This window comes from Sphingomonas aurantiaca (assembly GCF_003050705.1).
Classification (GTDB): Bacteria; Pseudomonadota; Alphaproteobacteria; order Sphingomonadales; family Sphingomonadaceae; genus Sphingomonas; species Sphingomonas aurantiaca.
In genome coordinates, this window is sequence record NZ_QAOG01000002.1 from 695556 (window position 1) to 713094 (window position 17539).

At 67.1% G+C, this 17539-nt stretch carries 13 protein-coding genes; 7 read left to right on the plus strand and 6 right to left on the minus strand.

Annotated features, from left to right (window positions below; all coding sequences use genetic code 11):
• Positions 1–56: 56 nt before the first annotated feature.
• The 3 genes from C8J26_RS08700 to C8J26_RS08710 form a co-directional block, all read right to left on the minus strand.
• Positions 57–623, minus strand: coding sequence for a CHAP domain-containing protein (locus C8J26_RS08700; RefSeq protein ID WP_107957522.1), 567 nt, complete (start codon positions 621–623; stop codon positions 57–59).
• A gap of 132 nt (positions 624–755) precedes the next feature.
• Positions 756–1610: an AAA family ATPase gene (locus tag C8J26_RS08705; RefSeq protein ID WP_055877619.1), complete on the minus strand. Its 855-nt coding sequence runs from the start codon at positions 1608–1610 to the stop codon at positions 756–758.
• Between the two features lie 67 nt (positions 1611–1677).
• On the minus strand, positions 1678–2358 hold the full coding sequence (locus tag C8J26_RS08710; RefSeq protein WP_244185221.1) for a DUF6975 family protein: 681 nt from the start codon (positions 2356–2358) through the stop codon (positions 1678–1680).
• A gap of 237 nt (positions 2359–2595) precedes the next feature.
• On the opposite strand from C8J26_RS08710, the gene C8J26_RS08715 reads away from it, so the two are divergent.
• The 6 genes from C8J26_RS08715 (at position 2596) to C8J26_RS08740 (ending at position 13840) form a co-directional block, all read left to right on the plus strand.
• Positions 2596–4920, plus strand: coding sequence for a S9 family peptidase (locus C8J26_RS08715; RefSeq protein WP_107957523.1), 2325 nt, complete (start codon positions 2596–2598; stop codon positions 4918–4920).
• Between the two features lie 6 nt (positions 4921–4926).
• On the plus strand, positions 4927–5643 hold the full coding sequence (locus C8J26_RS08720; RefSeq protein ID WP_107957524.1) for an MgtC/SapB family protein: 717 nt from the start codon (positions 4927–4929) through the stop codon (positions 5641–5643).
• Between the two features lie 311 nt (positions 5644–5954).
• Entirely contained in the window at positions 5955–6980 is a 1026-nt protein-coding gene (locus C8J26_RS08725) for an aspartate-semialdehyde dehydrogenase (RefSeq protein ID WP_107957525.1), read from the plus strand.
• 462 nt (positions 6981–7442) lie between these two features.
• On the plus strand, positions 7443–10898 hold the full coding sequence (locus C8J26_RS08730; RefSeq protein ID WP_107957526.1) for a YadA-like family protein: 3456 nt from the start codon (positions 7443–7445) through the stop codon (positions 10896–10898).
• Between the two features lie 115 nt (positions 10899–11013).
• On the plus strand, positions 11014–11775 hold the full coding sequence (locus tag C8J26_RS08735; protein WP_056418352.1) for an alpha/beta fold hydrolase: 762 nt from the start codon (positions 11014–11016) through the stop codon (positions 11773–11775).
• 217 nt (positions 11776–11992) lie between these two features.
• Positions 11993–13840: a M2 family metallopeptidase gene (locus C8J26_RS08740; protein ID WP_107957637.1), complete on the plus strand. Its 1848-nt coding sequence runs from the start codon at positions 11993–11995 to the stop codon at positions 13838–13840.
• A gap of 246 nt (positions 13841–14086) precedes the next feature.
• Here C8J26_RS08740 and C8J26_RS08745 read toward each other — a convergent pair whose 3' ends face one another.
• The 3 genes from C8J26_RS08745 to C8J26_RS08755 form a co-directional block, all read right to left on the minus strand.
• Positions 14087–14602, minus strand: coding sequence for a hypothetical protein (locus tag C8J26_RS08745; protein WP_107957527.1), 516 nt, complete (start codon positions 14600–14602; stop codon positions 14087–14089).
• A gap of 71 nt (positions 14603–14673) precedes the next feature.
• Positions 14674–16110 carry an AMP nucleosidase gene (locus C8J26_RS08750; protein WP_107957528.1) on the minus strand — a complete coding sequence of 479 codons (1437 nt, stop codon included), beginning with the start codon at positions 16108–16110 and terminating at the stop codon, positions 14674–14676.
• A 199-nt stretch (positions 16111–16309) separates the two neighbouring features.
• Positions 16310–16789, minus strand: a complete 480-nt coding sequence (locus C8J26_RS08755) for a peroxiredoxin (protein ID WP_055877594.1) — start codon at positions 16787–16789, stop codon at positions 16310–16312.
• 109 nt (positions 16790–16898) lie between these two features.
• On the opposite strand from C8J26_RS08755, the gene C8J26_RS08760 reads away from it, so the two are divergent.
• Positions 16899–17459, plus strand: coding sequence for a YqgE/AlgH family protein (locus C8J26_RS08760; RefSeq protein WP_107957529.1), 561 nt, complete (start codon positions 16899–16901; stop codon positions 17457–17459).
• Positions 17460–17539: the final 80 nt, after the last annotated feature.

Below are 17539 nucleotides of genomic sequence, written 5' to 3' on the forward strand. Positions count from 1 at the left end.
ATGACGGTAGGGGGGGGCAGAATGACGGTAGGGGGGCAGGATGACGGTAAGAGCGCTTACCGCGCGACCGGCTCGCCGCTGCCGGGGACATAGGCGTCGATCAGCGCGCCGACATAATCGGGGTTGCGGCTCGTCAGTTCGGCGGCGGCGTGCGCGTGGCCGTAGATGAAACCGTAGACCGGGTAAATTCCGCCGCCGAGGCCGTCGACATCCTTGTACCAGACCTTCACGTCGCTCCAGTCGTTGCGCGGCGAGACGTCGAACAGCGTCACGTCCTGTTCGGCGTGCCCGCGCTCGCCGTTCTGGCGCGACCAGTTGGCGTGGGTGAGCATCACGACTCGCTTCTCGACGACGCGGCTGACGACCGCGACATGCCCCATCGGCAGCCGCGCGGTCTTGGCGAAGACGATGACCGCGCCTTCCTTCGGCTTGTGCGTCCGCTCGTATTTGCCGTCGGCCTGGCTCCACCAGGTCCAGGCGTTGCCGTAGATCTGGATCCCCGACGCGGCACGCGCGAACGGCACGCACTCGCCGACATAGTTGAGCAGCGAACCGGCAGTGGCACTCGTCGCGGTGAGGGCGGCGAGGGTGAGGCAGAGTAGCGTTCGGGGGATTCGCTTCATACCCCAGACTTACCCAGATCAAGGTGACTGGCCGGTTTCGGGCTATAGTTAACGCACACGTCGACCGTATTTTTCGGGCAGGTCGGCGCTTGGGTGCCTTGGGAAGACCGCCTCGCTAGCGGTCCGGCGCCCTTACCCTTGGTTCTTCTGTCGCTTCGCCATGAAGGCGAGGCGTTCGAACAGCATCACGTCTTGCTCGTTCTTGAGCAGGGCGCCGTGGAGTGGGGGGATCGCCTTGGTGGGGTCGCGGTTCTGGAGGATGTCTAGGGGCATGTCCTCGTGGAGGAGCAGTTTCAGCCAGTCGAGCAGCTCGCTTGTGCTCGGCTTCTTCTTGAGGCCGGGCACGTCGCGGACGTCGTAGAACAGGTCCATCGCCTTGCTCACCAGGATTTTCTGGATGCCGGGGAAATGGACGTCGACGATCGCCTGCATCGTGCTGCGATCGGGGAACTTGATATAGTGGAAGAAGCAGCGGCGGAGGAACGCGTCGGGCAGTTCCTTCTCGTTGTTGCTGGTGATGATGACGATCGGGCGCTCGACCGCGCGGACGGTTTCCTTGGTCTCGTAGACGTGGAATTCCATCCGATCGAGTTCCTGCAACAGGTCGTTCGGGAACTCGATATCGGCCTTGTCGATCTCGTCGATCAGCAGGACGGGCGGGGCGGGTTGCGTGAACGCCTCCCAGAGCTTGCCCTTGCGGATATAGTTGCCGATGTCGTGGACGCGCGCGTCGCCGAGCTGGCCGTCGCGCAGGCGGGCGACCGCGTCATATTCGTACAGGCCCTGCTGCGCCTTGGTGGTCGACTTGATGTTCCACTCGATCAGCGGCGCGCCGAGCGCTTTCGCGATCTCATAGGCCAGCACGGTCTTGCCGGTGCCGGGTTCGCCCTTGATCAGCAGCGGGCGGCGCAGCGTGACCGCGGCGTTGACCGCGACCTTCAGATCGTCGGTCGCGACGTAGCTCTGGGTGCCCTCGAAGCGCTTCATGCGATATCCCGTCCGGTTCTGAATACCGGGTATGGATAGAGGGGAAGCGTCGTCCAGCGCAAGCGCGTTACAGATCGCCGCGTGCGCTCGCCCTGGCTTCGAGCAGCGCCCACAGGCCGCGATGTTGCGCGAAGAGCTGTTGCGCGCCGAACAGGATCGCGCGCTGCGGGCCGGGGGCGCTGCCGAGATCGGTGATGGCGGCGGCGGTATCGGCCGTGCTGGGGAGCGTCGGCGTAGGCACGTCGAGGCCGAAATAGTCGGCGGCGACATCGAGCATCGCGCGGATCGCGGCCCAGTCGCGCAACAACGCCGCGACCGCGCCCGTCGCGCAGCCGCGCCGTTCGGACCGAGCGAGCATTTCGAGCGCGTGGCGTTCGCCGACCAGTGCCGATTCGGTTTCCGCCTGGCCGGGCGTCGACGGCAGCGGGCCGACCGCGGCGGTGAGTTGCGCGAGATAGGTCCGTTCGTCGACGAACCCGGCGGCGGCGGCGGCGAGCCATTCCTGCGCCTCGGGCTGGACCGCGCGTGCCATCACGTCGGCGATCAGGCCGGGATGGTCGCCATGCACCGCACATAGCGCGTGGACCGCGTCGGACAGGTTGCGCTGCCCCTGCTCGCCGCCCACCAGCCGGCGAAAATGCGGGTGCGCGGCGCTGCCATCGGCCTCGCCCAGCCGGACGAGCGCCTGCCATGCGCTGGGTACGCCCGCGGCGTCGCTGCCCTGTGGTATCGCGGTCGAGACCATCATACTTCGCTCGTGCTGGACCGCGGACCGATCGTCCACGGCATGGTGCCTGCCGGTGCTCTACACGATGCGCGTAAAGACACGGTTTACGCGGTGACGAATATTGCGGCGGTCCTCCGCGCCGAAATCGACGCTGCAATGTGCCCTTTACGTCCCGGCATGCCGTCGCGATAACGCGCCACCGAATATCTTCGGGCCGTCGGGGGGTATCCGGCGGGATGATCCCACGGAGTCTACAGGATGCGAACATGGTTGCTCGGACTTGCGCTTGCCTCGGTCGGAACCGCCGCAATGGCTGCTGACCAAGTGACGCCGGCCCAAAAGCCTGCGGCGGCGACGCCTGTGGCCGAGCCTGCGCCGGTGCGGCCGGTCGAGGCGGCGGCGCCCGGCGACCTGACGATGGCGCGCGTGTTCGGCAATCCGGACCTGTCGGGATCGCAGCCGCGCGCGGTGCGGCTGTCGCCCGACGGCACGCTGCTGACGTCGCTGCGCAACCGCGACGACGAGAAGGAGCGGTTCGATCTGTGGGCGGTCGATACCGCCACCGGGCAGGCGCGGATGCTGGTCGATTCGAAGAGCGTCGGCAGCGGCGCGGAACTCACCGAAGCCGAGAAGATGCAGCGCGAGCGCGCGCGGATCGGCGGGCAGAAGGGGATCGTCGCCTATGACTGGGCGCCCGACGGCAAGTCGATCCTCGTGCCGCTCGACGGCGACCTGTATCTCGCCGGGCTCGACGGGAAGGTCACCCGGCTGACCAACACGCCCGGCGGCGAGCTGAACCCGGTGGTCAGCCCCAAGGGCGGCTTCGTATCGTTCGTCCGCGACCAGAACGTGTTCGTCCAACCGCTGGCCGGTGGCGCCGCGCAGGCCGTCACCAAGGGCGGCGGCGGCACCGTGCATTTCGGCGAGGCGGAGTTCGTCGCGCAGGAGGAAATGGATCGCCGCACCGGCTATTGGTGGTCACCCGACGAGCGCTATGTCGCGGTCGAGCGGTTCGACGAGGCGCCGGTGCACACCGCGACGCGCGCGTCGATCGGCGCGACGGGGACCAAGGTGTACGAGCAGCGCTATCCCGCCGCGGGCACGCCGAACGTGCTGGTCGAGCTGTATATCATGAAGCCGGACGGTTCGGGGCAGGTGAAGGTCGATCTCGGCACCAACCCCGACATCTATCTGGCGCGCGTCGACTGGACGCCCGATGGCCGTATGCTGCTGGTCCAGCGCCAGAGCCGTGACCAGAAGCTGCTCGAGATGCTCCGCGTCGATCCGGCGACGGGCAAGTCGACCGTGCTGTTCACCGAGAAATCGGGGGTGAAGAGCTGGCTCAACCTGTCCGACGCCTATCATGTGCTCAAGGACGGCAGCCTGATCTGGCGGTCCGAGCGCAGCGGCTATGGGCATCTCTACCGGTTCGCGTCGGGCAAGTGGACGCAGATGACCAAGGGCGACTGGGTGGTCACCGATCTGGTCGGGGTCGACGAGGCAAAAGGGCGGCTGTTCTTCCTCGGCAACAAGGACGACGTGCTCGAGCAGCAGCTCTATTCGGTCGACGTCGCGAAGCCGAACGTGATCACCAGGCTGACCGAGGCGGGCTGGTGGAACAGCGCGACGATGGATGCGGCCGCGAGCCGGTTCATCATCTCGCGCTCGAACCCGAAACAGCCGACGCAGGTCTATCTGGCGGACGCGACGGGCAAGCGGCTGTCGTGGATCAACGAGAATGCGGTGGTCGAGGGGCATCCCTATTACCCGTATCTGCAGAGCCATCAGGAGACCAAGTTCGGGACGCTGAAGGCCAAGAACGGGATGACGCTCTATTACGAGATGATCACCCCGCCGCTCGAGCCCGGCAAGAAATACCCGGTGTTCTTCGAACATTATGGTGGACCCGGCACCGGGCAGCAGGTGACGCGCGGCTGGCAGGGCGGATTGCCGCAATATCTGGTCGATCGCGGCTGGATCTATTTCAAGATCGACAATCGCGGCTCGTATAATCGCGGCAAGGCGTTCGAGGACCAGATCTATCACGCGATGGGCACGGTCGAGGTCGAGGACCAGCTGTCGGGCGCGAACTACCTGAAGTCGCTGCCGTTCGTCGAGCCGAGCAAGATCGCGACCTATGGCTGGTCCTATGGCGGCTATATGTCGCTCAAGATGCTGGAGAAGACGCCGGGCGTCTATGCGGCGGCGGTGTCGGGCGCGCCGGTGACCGACTGGCAGCTGTACGACACGCATTATACCGAGCGGTATCTGGGCGATCCGGCGAAGGACCCGGCGAGCTATTCCACCTCGGCGGCGGTCGAGGACGCGAACAGGATCGTCGATCCGTTGCTGCTGATCCACGGCATGGCGGACGACAATGTGTTCCTCGACAATTCGACCAAGGTCGCCGCGCGGATGCAGGCGACCGCGACTCCGTTCGAGATGATGTTCTACCCCGGCTATACGCACCGCGTGGCGGGGCCGGGGATCAGCGAGCATGTCTGGGGGACGATCCTGAACTTCCTCGACCGGACGGTGAAGGACAAGCCGGTTCCCGAGGCAGCGCCAGCACCGGTGAAGTAAGCGCCGGTGCGGTTCGTCGAGACGTTTCATTTGTGGCCGTTCCTCGACACGGTGGTGAGCTATGCCGCCGCGTTCGTGTTCGGGACGCTGATCGGGGCGGAGCGGCAATATCGCCAGCGGACCGCGGGGCTCAGGACCAACACGCTGGTCGCGCTCGGATCGGCGGCGTTCGTCGATCTGGGGCAGCGGCTGGGCGGGGATGTCGAGTCGATCCGGATCATCGCCTATGTCGTGTCGGGGATCGGCTTCCTTGGCGCGGGCGTGATCATGAAGGAGGGGATGAACGTCCGCGGTCTGAATACCGCGGCGACCTTGTGGTGCTCGGCGGCGGTGGGGTCTTGCGCGGGGAGCGACATGATCGCGGAGGCGGGGTTGCTGACCTTCGTCGTGCTGCTGGCGAACACTGCGCTGCGGCCGCTGGTCGACGGGATCAACCGGATCCCGACCGAGGGGCGGACGATCGAGGCGACCTACAGCGTGATGGTGACCGCGGCGGCGGCCGATGCCGGGCCGATCGGCGACCTGGTGGTGGAGCATCTCGAGGCGGTGCAGTTGCAGGTGGCGGAACTCGACGTGACCGAGCGCGGCGAGGACCGGGTGGAGATCGCGGTGACTCTGGTGGCGACGAACGTGCCGGCGGAGGAGCTGGATGCGATTACGGATCACCTCGCGAAGGTCCACCGGATCGAGCATGCCACGTGGCAGGCGCGGACGCATGATTGAGGGCGCGCAAGGTCACCACCCCGGCGGAGGCCGGGGCCCAATTGGGGGACGGCGTTAACGGAGCGCTGCGCTTCGTTACTGCGACCTTCCAATTGGGCCCCGGCCTTCGCCGGGGTGGTGCAGCAAAAGGATGTTCCCCCGCGAAGGCGGGGGGCCAGATTGGGCCCCCGCCTTCGCGGGGGAACAAGGGGGGAGGGCGACGGCAGTCTCGGCACTCCCCAACCCCCACTATCCGCGCAACAAGTCGAAAGCCGTTGGACCTGCCCGCGCAACGTCGGTACTGCGCGGGCAAGTCCAATCGGAGTTATGACATGGGTTATCGGGTGGTGGTCGCAGGCGCGACCGGCAATGTCGGGCGCGAGATGCTCAATATCCTGGCGGAACGCGAGTTTCCCGCCGACGAGATCGCCTGCGTCGCGTCGTCGCGCAGCCAGGGGCTGATGGTCGACTATGGCGACACCGGCCGCCAAATCAAATGCCAGAATATCGAGCATTTCGACTGGAATGGCTGGGACATGGCGCTGTTCGCGATCGGCTCCGAAGGCACGGCCGTCTACGCGCCGATCGCGGCCGCGGCCGGCTGCGTCGTGATCGACAATTCGTCGCTGTACCGCATGGACCCCGACGTGCCGCTGATCGTGCCCGAGGTGAACCCCGAGGCGATCGACGGCTACCGGGCACGCAACATCATCGCCAACCCGAACTGCTCGACCGCGCAGATGGTCGTCGCGTTGAAGCCGCTGCACGATGCGGCGAAGATCCTGCGCGTCGTCGTCTCGACCTATCAGTCGGTGTCGGGCGCGGGCAAGGCGGGGATGGACGAACTGTTCGAGCAGAGCCGCAACATCTTCGTCGGCGATCCGGCCGAGCCCAAGAAGTTCACCAAGCAGATCGCGTTCAACGTGATCCCGCACATCGACAGCTTCCTCGACGACGGCTCGACCAAGGAAGAGTGGAAGATGGTCGTCGAGACCAAGAAGATCCTCGACAAGGCAATCAAGGTCACCGCGACCTGCGTCCGCGTGCCGGTGTTCGTCGGCCATTCGGAAGCGATCAACATCGAGTTCGAGAACGAGATCTCGGCCGAGGAGGCGCAGACCATCCTGCGCGAGGCGCCCGGCATCATGCTGGTCGATAAGCGCGAGGACGGCGGCTACATCACCCCGATCGAATGCGTCGGCGACTTCGCGACCTATATCAGCCGCGTGCGCGAGGATCCGACCGTCGAGAACGGGCTGAACCTGTGGTGCGTCAGCGACAATCTCCGCAAGGGTGCGGCGCTGAACGCGGTGCAGATCGCCGAATTGCTCGGGCGCCGGCATCTGCAAAAGGCGTAACCGCCGCGGGGGTGGGCCCCCGTTTCCTTCGAAAGCGACCTCGACACCGCGTCCTCACCCAGGGTGAAGGCGCGGTGTTTTGCGAGTCGTCGACGGCCGGACCGATTCGATGAAACGACGCGGATCCAACCACTTATGCCAGCATAAAGACCGGATGCGGTGATATCTGCCACTTCGACCTGATTAGTGAGCAGCGTTGCAAGACGAGATGCCGGCATCGCTAATGAATTTAACCCTGTAAAACCTGGAACGGTTTCGGTTTGGATCCATTTTGAGTAGTATTGAGTGTCAAATAACAGAGGTATAAGTCTAGAGTTCCTAGATTCTTCTTATTTATTATAGTAACTTACTGTTAGTATTGTTGGATCGAACATCGCCCCGTTCCGGTAGTCGGACCCGAAGACGGTCGGCCATCCGGAAGTGTTCGCGCTGCCTGTGCAGCCGCCAGTGGAGGATTGTTCGATGTACCAAGCGTTTGTTCGCCCGCATGCCGCCGCTACCGAGTCCCGCGCCGTCGCGACGATGCCCTCCGCCAGCGCCGTGGCGGGGGCTGGCAGGAGCAGTCGCGCGCTGCGCCGGCTGCGCGCAGGGGTGTCGCTGATCGGGGTGGCGGCAACCACGCTGTTCGCCGCGCAGACCGCCTCGGCGCAGACGGTAACGCCCAACATCGTCAGCGCGTGCTCGGGCGTCAGCCTGCCGCGGTCGGTGGTGACAGACATCCTGCGGCCGGTGATCAACGGCGTCGTCGATCCGATCCAGTCGACGGTCAACCCGATCCTGGGAAGCGTCAACGCGGTCATCTCCGTGCCGCTCGTCTCGGCGCTCGTGCCGCCGCTGACGGTGTCCAACCTCAACATCAACGCGACCGGCCTGCTGGACAATGCGGCGAACGGCAGTCCGATCACGCTGCAGGTCCTGAACGCCAACGGCACGGTCGTCGGGCCCGCGGATCGCTGCGACACGCAGGCGGACAGTTTCTCGCTGCGGACGCCCGCCGGGATCGCGATCGGCGGCAACCGGATCACCGGGCTCGGATCGACGGGTCTCGACGCGGTGGCGGGCGAGGCGAACTCGGTGGCGTTCGGCAATTCGGCGGCGACCGCGGCGACCGCGGCGGGATCGATCGCGTTCGGGACTCGCGCAGTGGTCGGCGCGGGCGCGACCGGGGCGATCGCGCTCGGCACCGATGCCAGCGCGACCGGCGTCAACGGCGTCGCGCTCGGCGCTGGCAGCGTCGCCACGCGCGCACCGCAAGCCGGCTACACCGCGATCGGGCTCGCGGGCGTGCAGAATTCGGCCGGCGAGGTGTCGGTCGGTTCTGCAGGGCTCGAACGCCAGATCACCAACGTCGCCGCCGGAACCGCGGCGACCGATGCGGTCAATGTCGGGCAGCTTGCCGGCGTGCAGGCGCAGATCGGCACGCTCGCAACCGGCGCGGTGCAATATAACAGCGCCGCGCAGGACCGCGTGACGCTGGCAGGAGCCGCGGGCACCACGATCGACAACCTCGCACCGGGAACGCTCGGGGCTGCGTCGACCGAAGCGGTGAATGGCAGCCAGCTGTTCGCGACCAACACCAATGTCACGAACCTGACGACGAGCATCACCAATGGCGGGATCGGCGCGGTGCGATATACGGACGCGGCCACGCCGACCGTGCCGAACGGTGGCGTGCCGAGCAACGACGTCGCGCTGGTCGGTGCGGCGGCGGGGCCGGTCGGGCTGCACAACGTGGCGGATGGCGTGGTCGCGGCCGGCTCGACCGATGCGGTCAATGGCGGCCAGCTGGCGACCGTGTCGGGGCAGGTCGGCGGGCTGTCGGCGCTGGCGGTTCAGTATGACGATACGACACGGGCACGCGTGACGCTGGGCGGCGTCGGCACGGGGGCGGCCCCCGTCGCGCTTGGCAACGTCGCGGCGGGCGCTCTTGGCGCTGCCTCGACCGAGGCGGTCAACGGCAGCCAGCTGTTCGCAACCAACACCAATGTCACGAACCTGACGACGAACATCGCGAACGGTGCGATCGGTGCGCTGCAATATTCGAGTGCGGCGGCGCCGACGACGCCGAACGGGGGCGTGCCGTCGAACGACGTGACTTTGGTCGGCGGTGCCGCGGGTACGGTCGCGTTGCACAATGTCGGCAACGGCGTGGTCGCGGCGGGATCGACCGACGCGGTCAATGGCGGCCAGCTGGCGAGCGTGTCGGGGCAGCTCGGCAACCTGGCCGCGCTGGCGGTACAATATGACGATCCGAGCCGGTCACGCGTGACTTTTGGTGGGGCGGGGGCCGCACCGGTGGTGCTGGGCAACGTGGCGGCGGGAACGCTCGCGGCGGGATCGACCGAGGCGGTCAATGGCGGGCAGCTCGTCGGGCTGGGGACGTCGGTCGCGGCGAGCCTTGGCGGGGCGTCGACCTATGACGCGGCAACCAACAGCGTGCTGGCCTCGATCGGGTTTGGCGGCGTGCGCTATGGCAGTGTGCAGTCGGTGTTCGATGCGGTCGACGGTGCGGTCAATGGCGGGGCGGGGATCCGGTACTTCCGGGTGCTCTCGACGCGCGGCGACGGCAGCGTGACGGGCGTCGACAGCCTCGCGATCGGCCCGGAGGCGACTGCGAGCGCGGCCAACAGCGTTGCGATCGGCACCGGCGCCTCGGCATTGCGCGGCGGGACGCTCGGCTATGCGGCGCTGGGGCTGGGCGGGGTGCAGAACTCGGTCGGCGAAGTGTCGGTCGGGTCCGCGGGTGCGGAGCGGCAGATCACCAACGTCGCGGCAGGCACCGCGGCGACCGATGCCGCCAATGTCGGGCAGGTCGCCGGCGTCGCAGCGCAGGTCGCGGCGCTCGGCACCAGCGCGGTGCAGTATGACGATGGCGCCAAGACCAGCATCACGCTGGGCGGCGCCGGGGGCACGACGATCACCAACGTCGCGGCGGGCAGCCTCGCGGCGGGATCGACCGATGCGGTCAACGGATCGCAGCTGAACGCCACCAACGTCCAGGTCGCGAACAACACGACCGCGATCACCAACCTGGGCAACCAGATCAGCAATGGTGGCACTGGTCCGGTCCAATATTCGAACCCCGGCAGCGCCACCACGCCGAACGGCGGCACGAGGACCAACGACCTGACGCTGGTCGGCGCGGCGGCAGGGCCGGTGGGGCTGCACAACGTCGCCGGGGGTGCGATCGCCGCGGGATCGACCGACGCGGTCAATGGCGGGCAGGTCTATGCGCTGGCGCTGACCACCGCGAATGCCGTGTCGTACAACACCGATGCGACCGGTGCGCGGACCAACACCGTGACGCTCGCCGGGGGTAACGCGGCGGCCCCGGTGACCGTGGCGAACGTCGCGGCGGGTACGCTGGCGGCAGGCTCTGCCGAGGCGGTGAATGGCGGGCAGCTCTACACGACCAACCAGGCGGTCGCAGCCGCGCAGGGAACGGCGGACACTGCCTTGGCGCTGGGCGGCAACTCGGTGCAATATGGGGCCGGGCGGACCAACGTGACGTTCAACACAGGCGGTGCGGCGACCGTGCTGAGCAACGTCGCGGCGGGCGTTTCGACCACCGACGCGGTCAATGTCGGGCAGCTCAACTCGGGCATCAACTCGGCGGTGACGCAGGCCAACGCCTATACCGACGGACGGATCGCGGCGCTCGACTTCGACCTCCGATCGGTCCGCCGCGACAGCTATGCGGGAACGTCGGGCGCGCTGGCCGCCGCCGGGCTTCCGCAGGCGTACGAGGCTGGCAAGGGCATGCTCGCGATCGGTGGCGGCACCTATGCCGGGCAATCGGCGGTCGCGGTCGGCATGTCGAAGGCGTTCCATGACGGCCATACCGTCGTGAAGCTGAGCGGGACTTATGACTCGCAGGGCAAGGCCGGGGCGTCGGGGGGGATCGGGTATCAGTTCTGACACCCCCTGAGATAGACGTGAGCGGGCGGCCTTCGGGTCGCCCGTTTTCGTTCGCGGGCGTTGACAGACGGCGCGCGCGCTACGAACTGGCGGCGAACCATATCAGGATGAGACCGTGGCCAGCACCCCGAGCGAGACCCAGTATTTCGACAGCTTCGACGGCACGCGGCTGGCGTGGCGCGAGCTTGGCGAGGGACGGCCGGTGGTGCTGATCCACGGCTATTTCTCCGACGCGAAGACCAACTGGATCCGCTACGGCCATGCCGCGAAGATCGCCGCCAACGGCTTTCGCGTGATCATGCCGGACCTGCGCGCGCATGGCGAGAGCGGCAAGCCGCATGGGCTGGAGGCGTATCCGGCGGATGCGCTGACGCAGGACGGGCACGCGCTGGTCGCGCATCTCGGGCTGACGGACTATGATCTGGGCGGCTATTCGCTGGGCGCGCGGACGACGTCGCGGATGCTCGCGACGGGGGCGACGCCGCGGCGGGTGATCTTCTCGGGGATGGGGCTTGCGGGGCTGACGCAGACGTCGCGGCGGGCAGGCCATTTCCGCAACATCCTGACCAAGCTCGGCGAGCATGTGCAGGGGACGCCCGAATGGCTGGCCGAGGCGTTCCTGAAGACCACCGGCGGCGATCCTGTGGCGTTGCTCGGGATCCTCGAGACGTTCGTCGACACGCCGATCGAGTCCGTCAAGGCGATCCAGCAGCCGACGCTGGTCGTGTGCGGGGCGGAGGACCAGGATAACGGGTCGGCACCGGACCTGGCCGCGGCGCTGCCTCATGGGGAGTATGTCGAGACACCCGGCGGCCATATGAGCGCGGTGGTGAAGCCCGAGCTGGGGCAGGCGATCGCCGACTTCCTGGCGCGCTGACGCGCACGGGATTGGCACGCTTTCCGCCACCTCTTCCGCCATCCTGACGAAAGTCAGGACCCAGGATCACGGGCGCTGCCGTGCTTGGCTCTGGGTCCTGACTTTCGTCAGGATGACGGGGGGCGGGCGGGGCGGGGGCGGGGCTGACATTTGTGATCGCGGGTTGACCACGGCGCGGTCGAGCCGCCATCAGTGCCCCGCATAAAAGGGGATGATGATGGTTCGGTTCAGTGTTTCGATGTTCGCTCTGGCTGGGGCACTGTGCGCAGTGCCGTCCGTCGCCGGCGCGCAGGCTGCCGTTGCAGCGACCCCGACTCCAGCGGGCAAGCCGACCGTCGCGCAGGCGGATGCGTTCGTCGCCGAGGCCGAGCGCGTGATGGCGGCCGCCTCGATCGACGCGAGCCGCGTGGCGTGGGTCAATGCGACCTACATCACCGATGACACCGATGCGCTGGCGGCGAAGTCGGGCGCGGAGATGACCGATCTCGGTGTGAAGTATGCGCTGGGGGCCGCGCGCTATGCGTCGCTGCCCGGGCTGTCGTTCGATACCAAGCGCAAGCTCGATCTGCTGCGCGGCGGGCTGACGCTGCCCGCGCCGACGCGGCCGGGCGCGTCGGAGGAGCTGTCGACGCTCACCACCAAGATGTCGTCATCCTATGGCAAGGGCATGGGCACGCTCGACGGCAAGCCGATCAACGGGTCGGACATTGAGGCGGCGATGGGGTCGGTGCGCGATCCGGCCAAGCTGACCGAGATGTGGACGAGCTGGAACGACAAGGTCGGCGCACCGATGCGCGGCGACTATGCCAAGATGACCGCGATCTCCAACGAAGGCGCGCGCGAGCTCGGCTACAAGGACGTCGGTTCGCTGTGGCGCTCGGGCTACGACATGACTCCCGAGCAGTTCGCGGCGCTGACCGACAAGATCTGGAAAGAGGTCGAGCCGCTCTACATGGCGCTCCACACCTATACGCGGTGGAAGCTGAACGAGAAGTACGGCGACGCGGTGCAGGCGAAGACCGGGCCGATCCGCAGCGACCTGCTCGGCAATATGTGGGCGCAGGAATGGGGCAATATCTACGACATCGTCGCGCCGAAGGGGGCGGGCGACGTCGGCTATGATACCGGCGACCTGCTCAAGGCGAAGGGCTATGATCCGCTCAAGATGGTGAAGCAGGGCGAGGGGTTCTATTCGTCGCTGGGCTTCGCACCGCTGCCGGAGACGTTCTGGAAGCGGTCGCAGATCACCAAGCCCGCGGATCGCGACGTGATCTGCCACGCCTCGGCCTGGGATCTCGACAACCAGGACGATATCCGGATCAAGATGTGCACGAAGGTGAACGCGGACGATTTCGTCACGATCCACCACGAGCTTGGCCACAATTACTATCAGCGCGCGTACAAGGCGCAGCCCTTCCTCTACAAGAACGGCGCGAACGACGGCTTCCACGAGGCGATCGGCGATACCGTCGCCTTGTCGATCACACCCGATTACCTGGTCAAGATCGGGCTGCTCGATGCGGCGAAGGTGCCGAGCGCGGACAAGGACATCGGGCTGCTGCTGCGCCAGGCGATGGACAAGGTCGCGTTCCTGCCATTCGGGTTGCTGATCGACAAGTGGCGCTGGGGCGTGTTCTCGGGGCAGATCCCGGCGACCGGTTATCAGGCGGCGTGGGACCAGCTGCGGCTGCAATATCAGGGGATCAAACCGCCGGTCGCGCGCGACGAGACCAAGTTCGATGCGGGCGCCAAATACCATATCCCGGCGGCGGTGCCGTATACGCGCTACTTCCTGGCGCGCGTGCTGCAGTTCCAGTTCTACAAGGCGGCGTGCGACCAGTCGGGCTGGAAGGGGCCGCTGCATCGCTGCTCGTTCTACGACGACAAGGCGGTCGGCACGAAGCTGAACGCGATGCTGAGCATGGGCCAGTCGAAGCCGTGGCCGGATGCGCTGCAGGTGTTCACGGGCAGCCGGCAGATGTCGGGCGCGGCGCTGGTGGCGTATTTCGCGCCGTTGAAGGCGTGGCTCGACGTGCAGAACAAGGGCAAGCCGACTGGGTGGTGAGCAGCCTGTCTGTTTCCCCGCGAAGGCGGGGATCCAGGGCCACGCGCGCAATGTTTGGTTTTAGCTGGGCCCGCGCCTCCGCGGGGGAACGGAGCGCTTGGAGACCTACCACCACCCCGGCGAAGGCCGGGGCCCAATTGGGGGGACCGGGCTAACGGAGCGATGTGCGTCCTTACTCAGGACGTTCCACTTGGACCCCGGCCTTCGCCGGGGTGGTGGTAGCGTGGGGCAATTATCCGACGGCGGTTATTCCGGGACTGAGCCCGGATCGGCGATGCCGGCGGCGAACGACTTTGACGAGTCGGTTCCGTCGGCCTGATGGGCGTGCTCGGGGGCCGGGTCGGGCTTTGGCAGTCTGGGGAGCTTCGGCGTGCTGCCGCGCAGCGTGAGCAGCGCGCCGATCGCGGCGCCGGCGACGGCGACACCGCTGAAGATCGCCGCAGCACCCCATTTGCCGCGCGCCTTTTGCTCCGGCTTTACGACCGGAGCGAGCGGCACGATCGGGCGTGCCGAGGCTGGCCGCGGTGTGCTGCGCTTGGTCGAGCGTGGTTTTGGGACGGGCTTCGGCACGGCCTTTCGCGGGGGCGACTCCGCGGATGACTTTGCCTCGGATGCGGGCTTTACCGGAGCCGGTTTCGACGGCGCGACCGGCTTGGCGGTCGAGGTCGCCGCGACTGACTTCGGCGCGCTGGTCTTGCGAGGGGCACGGCGCCGGGTGACGGGCTTCTTGCTGTCCGTCTCGGGTGGGTCGGTGTCGGCCACGGCTATGCTCCCTCAGAAATGATTGCGGATGCGTAACGCATTGGTACGCGATCCGCTCCGTATGTGCGCGCTTAGCGGAAGGGCGGCTCGTCGAACGCGCGCAGCTTGCGGCTGTGCAGCTTGGCCCCCTCGAGCCGCAACTGCTCGCACGTCTCGATACCGATCCGCAGATGCTCGCTGATCGCACGCTCGTAGAAGCGGTTGGCCTGGCCCGGCAGCTTCAGTTCGCCGTGGAGTGGCTTGTCCGAGACGCACAGCAATGTGCCGTAGGGGACTCGGAAGCGATAGCCCTGCGCGGCGATCGTCGCGGACTCCATGTCGATGCCGACCGCGCGGCTGAGCGAGAAGCGCAGCGCGGACTTCGAATAGCGCAGTTCCCAGTTGCGATCGTCGGTGGTGACGATCGTGCCGGTGCGCAGGCGGCGCTTGAGCTCCTCGCCCGACTGGCCCGAGACGATCTCGGCCGCCTTGGCCATCGCGACCTGGACTTCGGCGATCGCCGGCACCGGGATTTCGGGCGGCAGCACGTCGTCGAGGACATGGTCGTCGCGCAGATAGGCGTGCGCGAGGACATAGTCGCCGATCCGCTGGCTGGGGCGCAGGCCGCCGCAATGCCCGATCATCAGCCACGCCTCGGGGCGGAGCACGGCGAGATGGTCGCAGATCGTCTTCGCGTTCGACGGGCCGACGCCGATGTTCACCAGCGTGATGCCGGTGCGGTCGTCCGCCATCAGGTGATAGGCGGGCATCTGGTGCCGCCGCCACGCGCTGTCGGAGATGATCTTGTCGATGTCGTCGCCCGACGAGATGGTGATCCCGCCCGCGCCCGACAGGCTGGTGAAGCGGCTGCCTTCCCCCAGCTGCGTGCCCGCCCAGCGGACGAACTCGTCGACATAGCGGTGATAGTTGGTGAACAGCACGAAGCGCTGCGCATGCTCGGCGGGCGTGCCCATGTAATGGCGCAGGCGGGCGAGGCTGAAATCGGTGCGCAGGCCGTCGAACAGCGCGAGCGGGCGCGTATCGTCCTGCGCGACCCAGATACCGTCGGCGATCTCGTCGCCGATATGCGCGAGCTCGGTGGCGGGGAAGTGGCGCGACAATTCGGTCGCGGACACCTCGTCGAGGCTCAGCGCGTGGCCGGGTTCGATGACGTAGGGGAACGGAATCTCCTGGCGACCTTCGACGGCCTCGACGGTGACGTCGTAATCCTCGATCAGCAGGGTGAGCTGTTCGATCAGATATTCGGCGAAGATCGCGGGCTTCGTGACGCTGATCTTATACTCGCCGGGCGTGACCATGCGGCCGAACGAGCGCAGCGGGGTGGGACGGTCGACGCCGCCCTTATAGGTCAGCCGGATCTCGGGATAGGCGAACGAGCCATCGGTGCGGCTGGCGGGATCGGGGACGGTGCCGTCCGCGATATAGGCGCTCATGGCGCGTTGAAGGCGCTCGACGGAGGCGCGGTAGAGGCGGTCGAGGTCGGCGACGAGGTCGGATGCGAGTGTCATCGCGCAGTGTTACGCGGGCGAGGTTACGGTGGCAAGACTGCGGGCGACCTCCGGTTTGAAACCACCCCGGCGAAGGCCGGGGCCCAATTGGGGAAGAGATATAACGGCGGGCAGCCCGAAGTTACCTCGGTCCTGCCAATTGGGCCCCGGCCTTCGCCGGGGTGGGAATAAGGGCGGGCATCGCGCCCGCCCTCCTACATCAGATCTCGCTGAGCAGGTGCTCGGCCGAGCTCACCTTAAACTCGCCGGGGGCCTCGACGTTGAGCTGCTCGACCACGCCGTCGTTGACGAGCATCGAGTAACGCTGGCTGCGCGTGCCCATGCCGAAGCCCGAGCCATCCATCGTCAGCCCGATCGCCTTGGCGAAATCGCCGTTGCCGTCCGCAAGCATCGTGATGTCGCCGGCGCCCGCCGACTTGCCCCACGCGCCCATCACGAACGCGTCGTTGACCGAGACGCAGGCGATCTCGTCGACGCCCTTGGCCTTCAACTCGGCTTCCTTCTCGACGAAGCCCGGGAGGTGCTTGGCCGAGCAGGTCGGCGTGAACGCGCCGGGGACCGCGAACAGCGCGACCTTGCGGCCCTTGAAGAAGCTGTCGGTATCGACCTGGTCGGGGCCGTCTGCGGTTGCCTTGACGAGGTTGGTGGTGGGAAGCCGGTCGCCGACGCTGATCGTCATCTGAAATCTCCTGTCGCCGCGAGGTGGTCGCGCGCGAGCCGTACCTTGGACTCAGCCGTACGTATTTCAAGCGTGGCGGGCGCCGGTCTGCGCCGCTATGTTCCAACGCATGGACAAGACGGCCTTTCTTTCCGGACAATTCCTGCTCGCGATGCCGGGGATGAGCGACCCGCGCTTTGCCCGCGCGGTGATCGCGATGTGCAGCCATGACGAGAATGGCGCGATCGGCATCGGGCTGGGCGCGACGATCGACGGGCTGGGCTTTCACGACCTGCTCGAACAGTTTGGGATCGAGCCCGGCGATGCGCCCAACGCGCCGGTGCATTTCGGCGGCCCGGTCGAGCCGCGGCGCGGGTTCGTGGTGCACTCGTCCGACTGGGGCGGCCAGGATAGCGTCGACGTCGCGGGGCGGTGGAAGCTGTCGAGCACGGTCGACGTGCTGCGCGCGATCGCCGAGGGGCGCGGGCCGTCGCAGTGGGTGGTGGCGCTGGGCTATGCCGGCTGGGATGGCGGGCAGCTCGAGGGCGAGCTGTCGCGGCCGGGGTGGTTCAACGTGGCCGGGGATACCGGACTGCTGTTCGATACCGGGGCGGAGGATCGCTGGACGTACGCGTTCGCGCAGGCGGGCGTCGACCCGCGGTTGCTGGTGGCGGAGACGGGCCGGGCGTGAGCCGATCCTCCCCCTGGCGGGGGAGGATAGTTTGTGGGGGCGCGAACTACCCGTGAGGCGCCAAGTCGTCATATAAAGAT